The 14,454-nt window shown below is 60.7% G+C and carries 20 protein-coding genes and 1 tRNA gene; 13 read left to right on the top strand and 8 right to left on the bottom strand.

From position 1 onward, the window contains the following. The 7 genes from HU729_RS22250 to csrA all read left to right on the top strand — a co-directional run. On the top strand, positions 1-189 hold a 189-nt coding region (locus tag HU729_RS22250; protein ID WP_186711582.1), incomplete at its 5' end, for a DUF1883 domain-containing protein. Positions 190-197: 8 nt separating this feature from the next. Then, complete coding sequence (locus tag HU729_RS22255) at positions 198-368, top strand: hypothetical protein (RefSeq protein WP_172964765.1); 171 nt, start codon at positions 198-200, stop codon at positions 366-368. A 167-nt stretch (positions 369-535) separates the two neighbouring features. After that, positions 536-1,294: a molybdate ABC transporter substrate-binding protein gene (modA, locus tag HU729_RS22260; protein WP_186669036.1), complete on the top strand. Its 759-nt coding sequence runs from the start codon at positions 536-538 to the stop codon at positions 1,292-1,294. Continuing rightward, positions 1,294-1,974, top strand: coding sequence for a molybdate ABC transporter permease subunit (gene modB / locus HU729_RS22265; protein ID WP_063545336.1), 681 nt, complete (start codon positions 1,294-1,296; stop codon positions 1,972-1,974). Before modA ends, modB begins: the two co-directional genes overlap by 1 nt. A 1-nt stretch (position 1,975) precedes the next feature. Beyond that, positions 1,976-3,067, top strand: a complete 1,092-nt coding sequence (modC, locus tag HU729_RS22270; protein WP_186669034.1) for a molybdenum ABC transporter ATP-binding protein — start codon at positions 1,976-1,978, stop codon at positions 3,065-3,067. 56 nt (positions 3,068-3,123) lie between these two features. Continuing rightward, positions 3,124-4,137, top strand: coding sequence for a DNA topoisomerase IB (locus tag HU729_RS22275; RefSeq protein WP_186711583.1), 1,014 nt, complete (start codon positions 3,124-3,126; stop codon positions 4,135-4,137). Between the two features lie 264 nt (positions 4,138-4,401). After that, positions 4,402-4,599, top strand: a complete 198-nt coding sequence (gene csrA, locus HU729_RS22280) for a carbon storage regulator CsrA (protein WP_186669031.1) — start codon at positions 4,402-4,404, stop codon at positions 4,597-4,599. Between the two features lie 70 nt (positions 4,600-4,669). Here csrA and HU729_RS22285 read toward each other — a convergent pair whose 3' ends face one another. The 3 genes from HU729_RS22285 to HU729_RS22295 are packed head-to-tail and all read right to left on the bottom strand — an operon-like array spanning position 4,670 to position 7,658. Beyond that, positions 4,670-5,029, bottom strand: a complete 360-nt coding sequence (locus tag HU729_RS22285) for a response regulator (protein ID WP_186669030.1) — start codon at positions 5,027-5,029, stop codon at positions 4,670-4,672. A 12-nt stretch (positions 5,030-5,041) separates the two neighbouring features. Beyond that, positions 5,042-6,487 (bottom strand): ATPase domain-containing protein, encoded by a 1,446-nt coding sequence (locus tag HU729_RS22290; protein ID WP_186669029.1) that lies wholly within the window; start codon positions 6,485-6,487, stop codon positions 5,042-5,044. 22 nt (positions 6,488-6,509) lie between these two features. Then, positions 6,510-7,658: a PAS domain-containing sensor histidine kinase gene (locus HU729_RS22295; RefSeq protein ID WP_186711584.1), complete on the bottom strand. Its 1,149-nt coding sequence runs from the start codon at positions 7,656-7,658 to the stop codon at positions 6,510-6,512. Between the two features lie 136 nt (positions 7,659-7,794). Between HU729_RS22295 and HU729_RS22300 the strand changes: the two genes are divergently transcribed. The 3 genes from HU729_RS22300 to HU729_RS22310 all read left to right on the top strand — a co-directional run bounded on the left by HU729_RS22300 (position 7,795) and on the right by HU729_RS22310 (position 8,716). After that, positions 7,795-8,007, top strand: a complete 213-nt coding sequence (locus HU729_RS22300; RefSeq protein WP_186669027.1) for a hypothetical protein — start codon at positions 7,795-7,797, stop codon at positions 8,005-8,007. Positions 8,008-8,113: 106 nt separating this feature from the next. Further along, a tRNA-Leu gene (locus HU729_RS22305) sits at positions 8,114-8,198 on the top strand. A 104-nt stretch (positions 8,199-8,302) separates the two neighbouring features. After that, positions 8,303-8,716, top strand: coding sequence for a DoxX family protein (locus HU729_RS22310; protein WP_186711585.1), 414 nt, complete (start codon positions 8,303-8,305; stop codon positions 8,714-8,716). 1 nt (position 8,717) lies between these two features. Here the strand turns inward: HU729_RS22310 and HU729_RS22315 are convergent, their stop codons facing one another. Then, positions 8,718-8,912 carry a hypothetical protein gene (locus HU729_RS22315; protein WP_054892098.1) on the bottom strand — a complete coding sequence of 65 codons (195 nt, stop codon included), beginning with the start codon at positions 8,910-8,912 and terminating at the stop codon, positions 8,718-8,720. 76 nt (positions 8,913-8,988) lie between these two features. Continuing rightward, the gene (locus HU729_RS22320; protein WP_186711586.1) at positions 8,989-9,162 is read right to left on the bottom strand and encodes a hypothetical protein; all 174 of its coding nucleotides are present in this window, start codon (positions 9,160-9,162) and stop codon (positions 8,989-8,991) included. On the opposite strand from HU729_RS22320, the gene HU729_RS22325 reads away from it, so the two are divergent. Then, positions 9,149-9,823: a polysaccharide lyase family 7 protein gene (locus HU729_RS22325; RefSeq protein ID WP_186711587.1), complete on the top strand. Its 675-nt coding sequence runs from the start codon at positions 9,149-9,151 to the stop codon at positions 9,821-9,823. The genes HU729_RS22320 and HU729_RS22325 overlap by 14 nt on opposite strands. Positions 9,824-10,064: 241 nt before the next feature. Continuing rightward, positions 10,065-10,391, top strand: coding sequence for a DUF2388 domain-containing protein (locus HU729_RS22330; protein ID WP_186669020.1), 327 nt, complete (start codon positions 10,065-10,067; stop codon positions 10,389-10,391). A gap of 7 nt (positions 10,392-10,398) precedes the next feature. On the opposite strand, the gene HU729_RS22335 is transcribed toward HU729_RS22330, so the two are convergent. Next, the gene (locus HU729_RS22335) at positions 10,399-11,268 is read right to left on the bottom strand and encodes an AraC family transcriptional regulator (protein ID WP_186711588.1); all 870 of its coding nucleotides are present in this window, start codon (positions 11,266-11,268) and stop codon (positions 10,399-10,401) included. A gap of 233 nt (positions 11,269-11,501) precedes the next feature. Continuing rightward, positions 11,502-11,795 (bottom strand): hypothetical protein, encoded by a 294-nt coding sequence (locus HU729_RS22340; protein WP_054892102.1) that lies wholly within the window; start codon positions 11,793-11,795, stop codon positions 11,502-11,504. Between the two features lie 347 nt (positions 11,796-12,142). Between HU729_RS22340 and HU729_RS22345 the strand changes: the two genes are divergently transcribed. Beyond that, positions 12,143-12,925, top strand: coding sequence for an EAL domain-containing protein (locus HU729_RS22345; protein ID WP_186711589.1), 783 nt, complete (start codon positions 12,143-12,145; stop codon positions 12,923-12,925). Positions 12,926-14,213: 1,288 nt separating this feature from the next. On the opposite strand, the gene HU729_RS22350 is transcribed toward HU729_RS22345, so the two are convergent. Further along, positions 14,214-14,454 (bottom strand): integrase core domain-containing protein (locus tag HU729_RS22350; protein WP_186711590.1); only part of this gene is annotated, 241 nt, incomplete at its 5' end.

Below are 14,454 nucleotides of genomic sequence, written 5' to 3' on the forward strand. Positions count from 1 at the left end.
CGCGCCCCCCGCCACACCTACCACGGCGGTCTGTTCGAGCGCTTCCCGGCGAAAATCACCGTCCCCAGCACCGGCTTCTGGAACATCACGCTCGATACCGTGACCACCCGCCCGATCTCGGTGACGCGCAAGCCAAGCTTCACCCACAAGATCAAGATCATCCGTCGCTCGTCGTCGAAACTCGGATAAGCCCTGCCATGACCCAGAACCTCAAATACGTGATCAAGTACAAGCTCGATGGCCAACGCCGCTGGGACTTTGCCGTGATGCCCGATGCCTCTCAGGAGCAAGCCCTGGAGGCGTTGCGCAAGATCCATGGCGAAGACGCCGAGAAAATCAGCGACATTCAGGTCAGCAAGGCGCTGTAACCCAACAGCTACACCGCTCAGGGCGCGCTCGCCGCCCTGTACGCCTGCACCGTTGAAACAGGCTTGGCGCGTCGATAGCACCCTGCCATGATTTCACCTCTTCCCGGCGAACGACTTATCGCTATATATTTCGCAATATAACGATAAGCCTCCGAGGAGTCGTCTTCATGCGTATTCGCCTGTCCCACCTGGCCGCCACCGCCCTGGCCAGCCTGATTTCACTCAACAGCGCCTGGGCCGATGAAGTTCAGGTCGCCGTGGCGGCCAACTTTACCGCGCCGATCCAGGCGATCGCCAAGGACTTCGAGAAAGACACCGGGCACAAGTTGGTTGCAGCCTTTGGCGCCACTGGACAGTTCTACGCACAGATCAAGAACGGCGCGCCGTTCGAAGTGTTCCTCGCCGCCGACGACAGCACGCCTGCCAAGCTTGAGCAGGAAAAGGAAATCGTCGAAGGCTCGCGCTTCACCTACGCCATCGGTACCCTCGCCCTGTGGTCCGCCAAGCCCGGTTATGTCGACGACAAGGGTGAAGTACTGAAGAAGAACGACTTCAAGCACCTGTCCATCGCCAACCCCAAGGCCGCCCCCTATGGCCTGGCCGCCACCCAGGTGCTGGACAAGCTCAAGCTGACTGACGCCACCAAGGGCAAGATCGTCGAAGGCCAGAACATCACCCAGGCCTTCCAGTTCGTCTCCACCGGCAACGCCGAGCTTGGTTTCGTCGCCCTGTCGCAGATCTACAAGGATGGCAAGGTCGAGAACGGTTCGGCGTGGATCGTCCCGTCCAGCCTGCACGAGCCGATCCGCCAGGACGCCGTCATTCTCAACAAGGGCAAGGACAATCCGGCGGCCAAGGCCTTGGTCGAGTACCTCAAGGGCCCGAAAGCCGCTGCGGTGATCAAGTCGTACGGCTATGAAATCTGATGCCACTCGACGCCAGTGACCTGGGGGCAATATGGCTGACCGTCAAACTGGCCAGCCTGACCACACTGATCCTGCTGGTGGTGGGCACGCCCATTGCCTGGTGGCTGGCCCGCACCCGCTCATGGCTGCGCGGGCCCGTCGGGGCAGTCGTGGCGCTGCCCCTGGTGCTGCCACCGACAGTGATCGGTTTCTACCTGCTGATCGCGCTCGGCCCCCACGGCTGGCTTGGTCAGGCCACGCAGGCGCTGGGGCTGGGCACCGTGGTGTTCAGCTTTACCGGGCTGGTGATCGGCTCGGTGGTGTACTCGATGCCCTTCGTGGTCCAGCCACTGCAGAACGCCTTCAGCGCCATCGGCCAGCGCCCGCTGGAAGTGGCCGCAACGCTGCGGGCCAGCCCTTGGGATACCTTCATCCACGTGGTGCTGCCACTGGCCCGGCCCGGCTTCATCACTGCCAGCATCCTCGGCTTCGCCCACACCGTCGGCGAGTTCGGTGTAGTGCTGATGATCGGTGGCAACATTCCCGACAAGACCCGCGTGGTTTCGGTACAGATCTTCGATCACGTCGAAGCCATGGCCTATTCGCAAGCGCACTGGCTGGCCGGTGCGATGCTGGTGTTCTCCTTCCTGGTGCTGCTGATGCTCTATGCTGGCCGCCGTGGCAAGGCTGGCTGGAGCTGAGATGAGTTCACGCATGCACGCGCGCCTGAAACTGGCACGCGACGACTTCACCCTGGACGTCGACCTCGACCTGCCGGGCCGCGGGATCAGCGCACTGTTCGGCCATTCGGGCTCAGGCAAGACCTCCTGCCTGCGCTGCCTGGCCGGCCTGGAACGCGCCAGCGAGGCCTACATCGAGATCAACGGCGAGGTGTGGGAAGACAGTCTTAATGGCACCTTCCTCGCCCCGCATCGACGCCCGGTAGGCTATGTGTTCCAGGAGTCCAGCCTGTTTGCGCACCTCTCGGTGCGCGGTAACCTGGAATTCGGCTGGCGACGGGTCTCGGCCAGCGAACGCAAGGTCGGACTGGACCAGGCCTGCCAGTTGCTGGGGATCGGGCACCTGCTCGAACGCAAGCCCATCACTCTCTCCGGCGGCGAAGCGCAGCGTGTCGGCATCGCCCGCGCCCTGCTCAGCAGCCCCCGACTGCTGCTGATGGACGAGCCCCTGGCCGCCCTCGACGGCCCGCGCAAGCGCGAGATTCTGCCCTACCTCGAACGCCTGCACGACGAACTCGACATCCCCGTGGTGTACGTCAGCCACTCCCAGGACGAGGTCGCACGCCTGGCCGATCACCTGGTGCTGCTGGAGCAGGGCAAGGTCATGGCCAGCGGTCCGATCGGCCAGACGCTTGCGCGCCTCGACCTCTCGCTGGCGCAGAGCGAGGAAGCGGGCGTGGTGCTTGAAGGTGTGGTGATCGGCCACCAGCCCGACTACGAACTGTTCGACCTGCGCCTGCCGGGCAGCGACGGTGCGCTGCTGCGCATCGCCCATCCCGCCCTGCATGTCGGCAGCACCCTGCGCCTCAAGGTCCAGGCCCGCGACGTCAGCCTCACCCTCACCCACGACGGCACCTCGAGCATCCTCAACCGCTTGCCGGTGACCGTGCGCGAATGCCGCCCAGCCGACAACCCGGCGCACGTGCTGGTCAGCCTCGACGCTGCCGGCAGCGCCTTGCTCGCGCGCATCACCCGGTACTCGGCAGACCAGCTCGGACTGCAGCCGGGCCAGGCGTTATGGGCGCAGATCAAATCGGTGGCACTGTTGGCCTGAGCAACTCAGGCGCTGCCGTTGTCCACCGATAAGACAACTGGTCGATGGACTGCGCCATGCCCGAGATCACCCTGCCCCGCACCCTGCACTATGTCGACGACACCCAACCTGGCCTGAGCCGACGCCTTTGGCGCGGACGCTTCATCTACCTGACCCCTGATGGCACGCGGGTGCGCGACGCGAATACGCTGGAACGCATTGCCGCACTGGTCATCCCGCCCGCCTACACCGATGTGTGGATCTGCCTCGACCCGCAGGGCCACCTGCAAGCCACCGGTCGCGACGCCCGTGGGCGCAAGCAGTACCGCTACCACGCCGAGTGGCGCACGCTACGCGACGAGCACAAGTACGGGCGCATGCTGGCCTTCGCGCAGGCGTTGCCAAGGCTGCGCCAACACCTGGACCAGCATCTGGCACGCCCCGGGATGGACCGGGAAAAGGTCATGGCACTGGTGGTCAGCCTGCTCGACAACACCCTGATCCGCATCGGCAACCGTCAATACCTGCGCGACAACCAGTCCTACGGACTGACCACCCTGCACAACCGGCATGTCGAGGTCAGGGGCAGCACCATTCGCTTCCAGTTTCGCGGCAAACGCGGCGTCGAGCACAGCATCACCGTGCGCGACCGGCGCCTGGCGCAACTGCTCAAGCGCTGCATGGAGTTGCCTGGCCAGGAACTCTTCCAGTACCTGGATGAGGACGGCCAGCGCCATCGCATCGGCTCCAGTGACATCAACCTGTTCCTCCAGCAACTGACAGGTGCCGACTTCACCGCCAAGGACTACCGTACCTGGGGCGGCAGCGCCTTGGCCCTGAGCCTGCTGCGCCCGCTGGCCTGGGAGCCGGAGGCCGAGGCCAGGCGCCAGGTCGCGGCCATCGTCCGCGAGGTGGCCACGCGTCTTGGCAATACGCCGGCGGTGTGCCGACGCTGCTACATCCATCCAGCGCTGCTCGAGCACTTCCACCTGGGCCGTCTCGCCGAACTTCCGCGAGCCCGGGCACGCAAGGGCCTGGAACAGGAAGAGGTGGCCTTGCTACGTTTTCTGCAGGCACTGGAAGCGCTCTGAAGTTTCATTGACCAGGGCTATTTACAACATAAAGCAGAGAAATTTCCCATATTCGCTCCAGCCCCCTATCCTTGCCACCGAGCACCTTCGCCGATTGACCTGACCCGGTTGATTTCGGCACCTGCAACTGAAGACCGCCAACAGATTTTGTCCGCTCAGGAATTAATATCTTCCGAAAGCGTCTTTAATGAGAAGGAAGAGGGACAGGCTCCCACCGCTGCGGCACATGGCCCAACGGATTTCTACATCACCAAGGAGAACTAAATGCTGATACTCACCCGCAAGGTTGGCGAAAGCATCGTCATCAACGATGACATCAAAGTCACCATTCTGGGCGTCAAGGGGATGCAAGTGAGGATCGGCATCGATGCGCCAAAGGATGTCCAGGTCCATCGTGAAGAGATTTTCAAGCGCATTCAGGCCGGCAACCCCGCCCCGGAGAAAGCCGACGACCAACACTGACCACCCTCGCCTCAAGCCGCACGGACGCGCTTGATAATCCGGCACGTCCCAGCGGGATACCGCCTGCATTTCAGGTATGGAGCAGCTCGCGTACCTTGGCGATCATTCTGTCCATGTCGAACGGCTTGTCGAACACCGCCTCGAACAACCCCGGGCTGTCGCGCCCTTGGCTGGCCTGCGCGCCACTCATGAGAATGACCGGCAGGTCGACCAGCTCCAGTTCGTCGCGGATCGCCCGCGCCAACTCCTCGCCATTGAGCACCGGCATCATGTAGTCGGTGATCACCAGGTCCACCCGCTTGTCCCTCAGGGCCTCGAGCGCCTTGCGCCCGTTGCTGGCCTTTTCTACCAGAAACCCCTCATCCTCCAGGGCGAATCCGAGGATGTCGGCGATCAGGTATTCGTCATCGACGATCAGGATGGTATTCATTGCACGGTACCGTCAGCGGTCCCCCTGGGGTACGGCCGTTCCCGACAGCACACCGCTGGCCCCCGCGAATGCGTTGCGCAGGGTAATGCCATCGGCGCCAATAGCCAGCTCGTGGAGTGCCGGATCATAGTGGCTGTCACGTACCTTGAGAATCGACAACACGCGCCGCAACTGCGAGTCCAGTTCGACAAAACGCATGAGGAACAGGTTGTCGACGATGCTCGAGAGGTCCGGCGCCGGCGAAGTGATTTCCGAGCCGAACAGGTCGCGCATCTCCCAGGTCAGCATCACGCTGACACCCCGCGCCCGCAGCTCGCCGGTCAGGGCCCGAAAGAAGCCATTGAGCCGCGCCTGATCGAAAGCGAGTCGCCCGAAGGCGCCCAGGCTGTCAATCACTACACGCCGCGCCCCCAAGGCTTGCACCTGCGCCAGCAAGCGTGCCCCAACCTGATCGAGAAGGCCCTCGGTGGTCGGCTGCCAACTGAGTCGCAAGGCACCCTGGCGTTCCATTTCGGCAAAATCGTAGCCCAGCGAAGCCGCCTTCAACCTCAGGCGCGCCGGCGGCTCATAGAAACCAAAATGCAGCGCTGGCGCCTCAGGCGTGGCCGCCGCAAGAAAGCCGAGCCCAAGGGATGACTTGCCCGCTCCCGATGGCCCCATGAGCAGGCTCACCGACCCTTCGGCCAGGCCGCCATCAAGCATCTCGTCCAACGCTTTCACACCCGTAGTGATACGCACCAGGGTGTCAGAACCCAGGTTGCTCGGGTGGCTGTACAACGCCTCCAGGCGCGGATAGACCTGCAGCCCCGCTTCGTTGATCAGGCATTCATGAACGCCAGACAACGCGCCGCTGCCTCGGGTCTTGCGCAACTGTATGTGACGCACGGCGCGGCTGCCCTCGAGCTGTTCGCCCAACTCGATGACGCCATCGACCATGGTGTGCTCTGGGCTGCCCTCATCGAGGCGGGCGCTGGTCAGCAGCAGCACCGTGCAGCCGGCAAAGGCCGCGTGCCCTTGCAGTTCGGCGACGAATTTCTTGGTATCGAGACTGGTTTCGGCCCGTGCCCGAGCATTGAGCAGGCCATCGACGATCAACAGGCTGGCCTGCTGCCTGGCGATCTCCTGGCGCAACAGACGCACCACCGCCTCCAGCCCTTCGTCCTGCAGCGTATCGAAGGCACTGACGAACTGGATCTGGTCACCCACCAGCGCCGGGTCGAAGAACTCCAGGGTCGAGAGGTACTTGAACAGACGCTCATGCGATTCGCTGAGCAGCGTCGCCACCAGCACCCGCCCACCGTCACGCACATGACCGCAGGCCAACTGGTTGGCGAGGATGGTCTTGCCCGCCCCGGGCGGCCCCTGGACGATGTAGGAAGCCCCTGCCACCAGGCCGCCCTTGAGCAGCGCGTCCAGACCTTCGATACCGGTCGCCAGTCGCTTGAGTGTTTCTACCATGACGTACTGTGCACCTCGTGTCTCAGGGTTCAGGCACATTCGATGAAATCGGCAGGTAAAGGCTCATGCACGTGCCCTCACCGACCGAACTTGCAACGCAGATCGCGCCATTGCTCTGCTTGGCAAAACCATAGACCTGACTCAGCCCCAGTCCGGTTCCCTTACCAAAGGCCTTGGTGGTGAAAAAAGGCTCGAATATCCGCGGCAGCACCTGCGCATCGATCCCGTGCCCGCTGTCCTGCACATCGAAACGCAGGAAACGCCCGTGCAACGCTTCCACCTCACCCGCCAGTTCGACGACTGCCACGTCCAGGCCGATTGCCCCGTTGCCGCTGATGGCATCACGGGCATTGAACAGCAAGTTGAGCAGGACCATCTGCAACTGTCCGGCATCCACTTCGATTTCCGGCAACTCCGGCGCCACGCGCACGTTCAGCTCGATGCCGTCAGGCAGGGCGTGCTCCGCCAGGCTACGGGTGGACGCAACCAATTCCTCAGGGGAGATTGTGCTGATGTCCAGTTGCCGATGGCGAGCGAAGCTGAGCAACTGGCTTGTCAATTGCGCGCCACGTTCCCCGGCATCGAGGATATGCTCGAGCAGACGCTCTATCCGCTGCGGATCGCCACTGGCACGCGCCAGGCGCGCCGAACTGAGGATGATGGTCAGCAGGTTGTTGAAGTCATGGGCCAGACCACCGGTCAGTTGCCCCAGTGCTTCGAGCTTCTGCGCCTGGAACAGCTGTACCCGCATCGAGTCGAGCTGCAACGCCGAATCCCGTCGATCCGTGATATCGCGCGTCACCTTGGCCAGACCAATGATTTCGCCATGCTCATCGCGCACCACGTCCAGCGCCGCCAGAGCCCAGAATTGCGTACCGTCCTTGCGCACCCGCCAGCCTTCGTCCTGTGCCACGCCCTTTTCCAGCGCCTGGCGCAACAGGCGTGCCGGGCGGCCGTCGGCGCAATCCTGTGGCGTAAAGAACAACGAGAAATGCCGACCGATCACCTCGTCGGCACAATAGCCCTTGATCCGCTCGGCCCCTGGGTTCCAGGACACGACGTGGCCGGTCGGATCGAGCATGTAGATGGCGTAATCCACCACCGCCTGCACCAGCTGTTCGTAGCGATTGGCGGTCATGAGCGGCGGGGCAGGACGATCGGTCGAAACCATGCGGGCTCCACGAGCACGACAAGAGGAACTGTAGAGGAGCTTAGTGCACGGCATCACTGTCGGATACATGGCGCAATGACAGCAAGCCGGGGATTACCCTATAGTACCCCAGCCCCCCACTTGTCATGGAACCTATATGGCCATCAATTTCCGTCTGCTGGGCCTGCAGGACGACCTACGCCACACCGCCCGGCAGATCGACCACCTGTGCCAGGCACTCGATGGCCATACCCGTTTTCTGCGCCACTCGGTGCATCAGGACGATGCCGCCGCCATGGGCGAACAGGTGCAGGAGCTTCGCGACAGCGCCGACGACATGCGCGAAATCGCCCAGTTGATTCGCCCCTGAACCGGCAGCGCGGTTGACTCACCTATAACGATGGGTTATAAAGCGCGCTTGATTGTGTTGCCCTTCAGCATTGAAGCGTGCCGGTCCCGGTGACCCGATCAAGTGTGCGAGTGTGGTGGAATTGGTATACACAGCAGACTTAAAATCTGTCGGCGCAAGCCTTGTGGGTTCGAGTCCCACCACTCGCACCATATTCCTCGTCCAAGGCGCCTGAACAGGCGCCTTTTTCGTTCGTGCAGCAAAGGCTTGCGCAGCTGCTAGAGTGGATGCTGACACTGTCCACCGGAGCACTGACATGCGCTACACCCTCTTCGACGGTCAACGCGATGCCATCATCTTTCTGGCGCGCATCCTCCTGATGATCCTCTTCGTCCTCTCTGGCTGGAGCAAACTGACCGGCTTCGAAGGCACCGTGGGCTATCTCGCCTCCCTGGGCGCCCCTGCCCCCACGGTCGCGGCGGCGGTCGCAGTGATCATAGAGTTCTTCGTCGCCATCCTCCTGATACTCGGTTTCTACACCCGGCCGCTGGCGTTGCTGTTCGCCCTGTTCGTGCTTGGCACGGCGCTGATCGGCCACCCGTTCTGGAACATGGTCGAGCCTGCGCGCGCAGCCAACATGACCCAGTTCTTCAAGAACATGAGCATCATCGGCGGGCTGCTGCTATTGGCTGTGACAGGCGCCGGACGCTTCTCGCTGGACCGGCGCTGACTCAGTCGTCAGGGTGGTCATGCCAGGCAGGATGGTCTTGCTCGTCATCGTCGAGATCATCCTGTAGCGCCTCGTCTTCCTCGATCTCATCCTCGGCGCCCTGGGCATCGGCCTCAGGGTCGAAGTCCTCGTAGAGAAATTCGTGATCGAGCAAGTGATCGTGCTCAGGTTCGGGGAGATCGTCTTCTTCGTGCATCGCGCAGCTCCGTGTTGGGGGGCCTGTATAGGCTTATCGGAAGTCGCGGTCAATCATTGAACCGGTTAACGCTCGCTTAACTGCGCAGGCCGTAATCTTGCGCTGCTCCCTTCAGAACGTCTTGCCCGCCGCCATGGCGGGCGTTTTTTTGCCGCTCATGGATCAGCTGAAACTTGCGCCGCTCCTCCAGGTTCGCACTAGGTGTAGGAGCTGTCTTTTTTGCAAGGAGAACAGCAATGGCCGTGAACATGGAAAACCTCATCATCACCACACCCGTGCCCAAGTCACCCAGCAATCCGGTGGCGCTGGAACTGACCGGGGCCCAGGCCCTGGCCACCCTCACCCAGGTAATCGCCCGCCTCAGCGACGGCTCGATCCGCATGAGCGCTCCGACCCGCGGCGCGTCGAGCAAGAGCACCCACCGCACCCGCTGCGAGTGGAAGGAAGCGCGCTATTGGTCCCTGACCAGCGCCACCCGCCACAGCAATCATCAGCGCATGACCCTGGAAAAGGTCAATTCGGCGCAAAAAGTGGTGATTTCGCAGATGCACGTCAAGGACGACGACAGCCCTGTGATCAAGGTGTTCTGGAACAGGGGCAAGATCACCCTGGGGTTTCGCCAGGACTTCAACCAGCTCACGCCGCTGAGTAGCAACGTACTGGCCGACGTGCCGCTGAACACCCCATTCGAGATCAGCATCGAAGTCACCAGCGCCGGTGCGGCAACGGTCAGCGCCACCTGCAACGGGCGCACGGGCAGCACCGGCGTCCTGCAGATGACCCAGAGCTGGAACGTCCGCGCCTTCAATTTCCATGGCGGCGTGTATAACCAGGTGGACTACAGCGACTCCACCGCCGCCGAAGACGGCTCGGTGTGCGTGATCAGCCGACTGGAACTCAGCCACATCTAGAAACGCTCTGTCGACATGCCTTTCACGAAATGCTGACATTCACAGGGGCATAGTGACCTGGCTTCGATACGTTCTTGAACCCGCCCAAATGGCGGGTTTTTCTTTTTCTGCGCCACGCCGCTAACTGCTTCAGGCTAAACCTTCCCCGACGAAAAGCGCATGGCAGGCTGTGCCCTAATGGGTTCGCCCAGCGTCCCATTGCAAGCGCGTACTTGCACAAGAACGGAAGCGACAGACAAACATGCACGCACGGACAGTCATCGGCATCGCCCTCCTGACCACCGTCAGCCATATGGCCAATGCCAACGAAAACGCCAATCCTTTCGAAGTGGCGCTGATGCTTACAACCCTGGCACCGACCATTGTTTTCGCCGGCACCAGTGCACTCACCTCCGATGGCGCCGACGCCATGAAATCGTCCAAGGACGATGCACTCGCCTTCATCGGCTCCGACGGCGCCATTCGCGGAGCTCGCTTCGAACAGGCACGCCGTGAATACCGCGCCAGCGCCACACCCCCCTTCATGAGCGACCGACAACTGGCGCTGGCGATCACCGCCACCTATTGATCAGCGCTCAACGCAGGGGGATGTAGATATCCGTCTGCCATTGCTCGAGCGGCGTCTGCGGATACACGCTCAAGTACTCGAAGTACAGCGGATGGTCGCGCAGTTCCTCACCACTGCCCGGCAACCAGTCGCGATAGACCGGATAGATAGTCTCGCCAATGGCATGCGGCGAGCCGACATGACGCACCACCGCACAACGCCCGGCAGGGATGATGAGCTCTCGCACCGCTTCGTCACCAGGCACCAGCGGCTGATTGATCTCGCCACAGATGGCAAAGCGAAAATCCTGCGCTGGTGTGGTGTCGGGGTTGCCGTATGGGATGCCGAATGTGCGACTGCTCTCCACCGGCGACTGGCCCGTGCGCTTGCGCCAATCGATGAAGCGCCCGACCGTCTGGTCCAGCAATGCCGGTGCACCATGGTGCTCCAGCGCTACAACCTTGACCTCGACAAAGTCCACGATCCGAACTTGCATGACGATACTCCTGGAAAAATGAGGAATGGCAAATACCGCATTCCACAGCTGCCAGCTCGGCGCCTGGCGAAAGGTGCTCGGCGACATGCCAAAGGCCCGGCGAAACGCACGGCTGAACGCCTCGGGGCTTTCGAAGCCGGCGTCCAACGCAGCGTCCAGCACCGAATGGCTGTCATCCCCCGCCAGTCGTTGACCAGCCCGACGCAGTCGCATCAGCTGCACGTATCGCGCGACGGGCACGCCGACGTACGCAGTGAACTGCCGATGGAAGTGAAAGGTCGAGAAGTTCGCGATCTCGCTCAGGGTATTCACCGACAGGTCACCTTCGAGATTGGCCTGGATATGGGTGAGCACCGCTTCGAAGCGCTTGGCGTAGATCGCGTTGGGAGGTATGCAGGACATCGGTGGCAAGGCCCAGTGGTTGCGGTGAGGCAAGGATCGTCGATGCCCGGAAAGCGGACCTAGCCAGGTTTGCTCAATGCATCCGGCGAAGAGCATCCAACCACGCCGGGCATGGCTAGCAATGCGCGCAGTATTTCATGTCTCCCCCCTTTGAGAGAGCACTGTGGGGGGCGTAGTGTCGCCAGATGCAAAAAGCCCAGCACGGAGCTGGGCTTCGTGGTTAACCTCAAGATTCATGCCCTGGCTGCAATCTTCCTGGGCGCACCCTCCATCGCAATCCTTCTGGCGCGCCCCACACCCCATGCAAGAGCGCGGGTCATCGACTCTCCAGGACGTTCATCGTAGGCCTCTTCAAGAAGCCTGGCGCCTGAAGACGAGTAAACGCCGATGAACAGTTGCGTGCCCCCTATTCGAGATAGCCTCGCCTGAACATCGATCACGGTTCCGTCATCCAGCGCCTCTACGTGATCGCGGTGATGCAGGGTCGGGTCGGCCCAGCCCCAAAACACCTCTCCTCTGATAATCATGTCGGCCTCCTTCGACATACGCGTTTATGTAGGTGACGTACCCACATTAGCGCTGCCTCCGGCGACATCCATAAAATAGGCGTCAAAATCCGTCGCAGTCTGACAGGCGGCCCTGAATCTTGTACGCCAGCGACGACCATGTATAAGAAACAGGTTTCTAGCCCACAAATAAACTCCCGAAGGTCCGATGCCGTTAGAACACAGTTCGCCCTAACGCCAGGTGGACGCGTCTACAGACTGAGCCTCACGGCAGACTGCCCCTGAGCCAGGGCGAGTGGGTGCAAATTGGAACTTGCTGTGGATTCAAGCGCTCTCAACATCGTACTCACGCACCTCGGCGATAACCCATGAGCAAGCCCGTTTTCCCCCAGCCCTTTCTAGCGATTGGCTGCTCCCAATGTCGCGACCTTGCGAGCCTGGGTTTCGACATTACGATGGCCTTCCAGCCCATCATTCACGTTCCTTCAGGTAGGCCGTTTGCCTATGAGGCATTGGTTCGCAGTCCAAGCGGTGAAAGCGCTGCGCAAATCCTGGCCAAGGTGTCGCCCGATAATCTGTACCGTTTCGATCAGGCCTGTCGAGTGAAGGCCATCGAGCAAGCGGCAGCACTAGGACTGGGACGGCATGCGGACTGTAAATTGAGCATCAACTTTCTGCCCAACGCCGTCTACCGTGCCAGTACCTGTATCCGAGCTACCCTGGAAGCCACCCGGACATTCGACTTCCCTGCCAATCAGCTCATGTTCGAAGTGACCGAAGGTGAGCGGATCGACGATACCGAGCACTTGAAAGCAATCTTCAAGGAATACGGCCGACAGGGCTTCACCACTGCGATAGATGACTTCGGCTCGGGTTACTCAGGCTTGAATCTCCTCGCAGAATTTCAGCCAGACGTACTGAAGCTGGATATGGCACTCACGCGGAGAATCAGCCAGGATCCGGTTCGGCAAGCCATCGTCGCGGGTATCGTTCTGGTAGCCGAACGGCTGGGCATCACGCTGATCGCCGAGGGGATCGAGACAGATGCAGAGTGCCAAGCATTGGCAGCATTGGGGATTGATTTGATGCAAGGATTTCTTTTCGCTCGACCACAGGTAAATGCACTGCCATTGGTCGAACGACTTTCTTAGTTTGACCTGCTTGTAGCAGAAGGCATTCAGCGCAGCCCAACCCCGAGCCTTCGAGGCTCGAGGGTTGGTAATGCCATCTAGCGGACCTGAGAGAGCTGGATGCGACAGCTAACGGCCTTCACCTGAATGCGGTTCGGCCCAAAGCAGCAGCCTGAAAGCTGTGCGTGTCAATCATGCTCAGCCGTTCTGACTCTGCACGTACTGTTCGACCATTACCTTTCCTTCGATAACTGCTTCAAACGGGGAGGAGAATGGCCGATTCACACGCATCGTGCGCGCCGTAGCGCCTGGTCTCCCTACTTCAACCAGCATCCCGGTGGGAAAATCAAGGCTAGCCTCCCACAGCACGTAGATAGATGCCTGGTACCCAAGGTAGGTGTGCTCGTACAGGTTATGGCTTATGGACTGAAGGCTCATCATTTTCTCCAATTGTGCGCCTCAAATGCGCCTCCGATGGAGATACGACCGATGGCTTTTCAAGAGCGTTCCGTTTTCCAGCATCCTTATCTGGAAGTACGTGAAGGCCTGCGTCCAGAGGGTTTAACTTCAAGGCCGGTAGGCGCAGGCGAAAAGCTCTCGGTGATCCAGTCCCGGGCGCGCTGCCGCCCCCACGCCATGGCAGCAGTCATGGTCTGACGCAATCTCCCTCTCTGACAAACTTTTTCAACTGCCGCGATATGGCCTTCTGTTGCGGGTCCGGTGTAGCGCATGCCCCATGCCTTTTGTTTCGGAACTCTTGGCTTTTTGGGCCCATAAAGAAAAACCCCGCAGACGTTAATCTGCGGGGCTTTCGAATGGTGGAGGCCGAGGTCGGAATCGAACCGGTGTAGACGGATTTGCAATCCGCCCTGCATTTCCTTGAATTTCAGTAGCTTACCAGCCTTTCAGTTCCGCATAGAAGCTTTTTTAACAACGTTGCAGCCCTTTAAAATCAAGGGGCATACCAGGAGTTGCGGAATTGATTTTCGAGCCTGATCAGCGCTTTTCAAGACCGCAGCGTAAAACCAGAACCCATGTCGCTTGTGTGGCTGAACCGATTCCAAAAAAAAGCAAAACGGCACGGCTACAGGCCGCATACTGCAAGAGTCACCGTTGCGGTTTTGGAATCGATTTCCGTCGATTTTGTGGCTATTCTCAGACCTCAAAACCGCTCGGTTTTCCCTGACCCGAGCCGCTCGTTCGTAATGGAGTTCGATCAGTGTATTGGTACCAACCCCAGCAACTCTCCCCCAAAAGTTTTATATGTGGCTATTGCACGAACCAGGTCGCAAGCGTCTCAGTGTAGTGGTCAACTCATCCCGGACACGGTTTTGAGTTTTTCTTCAGCTTTCGCCGGCGCCAGTCCATCGTTGAACTGATGGGGTCGAATCCAGTTGTAGTGGTTCATCAGGTATTGGCTGATGTCTCGTTGAGCTTGCTGCCCGGTCAGGTAGCCAGTGCTCGGTATCCACTCTGATTTCAAGCTGCGAAATACTCGCTCCATCGGCGCATTATCCCAACAGTTGCCTCGGCGGCTCATGCTCTGGCGA

Origin of the sequence: Pseudomonas sp. RW10S2 (genome assembly GCF_014268985.1) — a bacterium.
Taxonomy (GTDB): domain Bacteria; phylum Pseudomonadota; class Gammaproteobacteria; order Pseudomonadales; family Pseudomonadaceae; genus Aquipseudomonas; species Aquipseudomonas wayambapalatensis.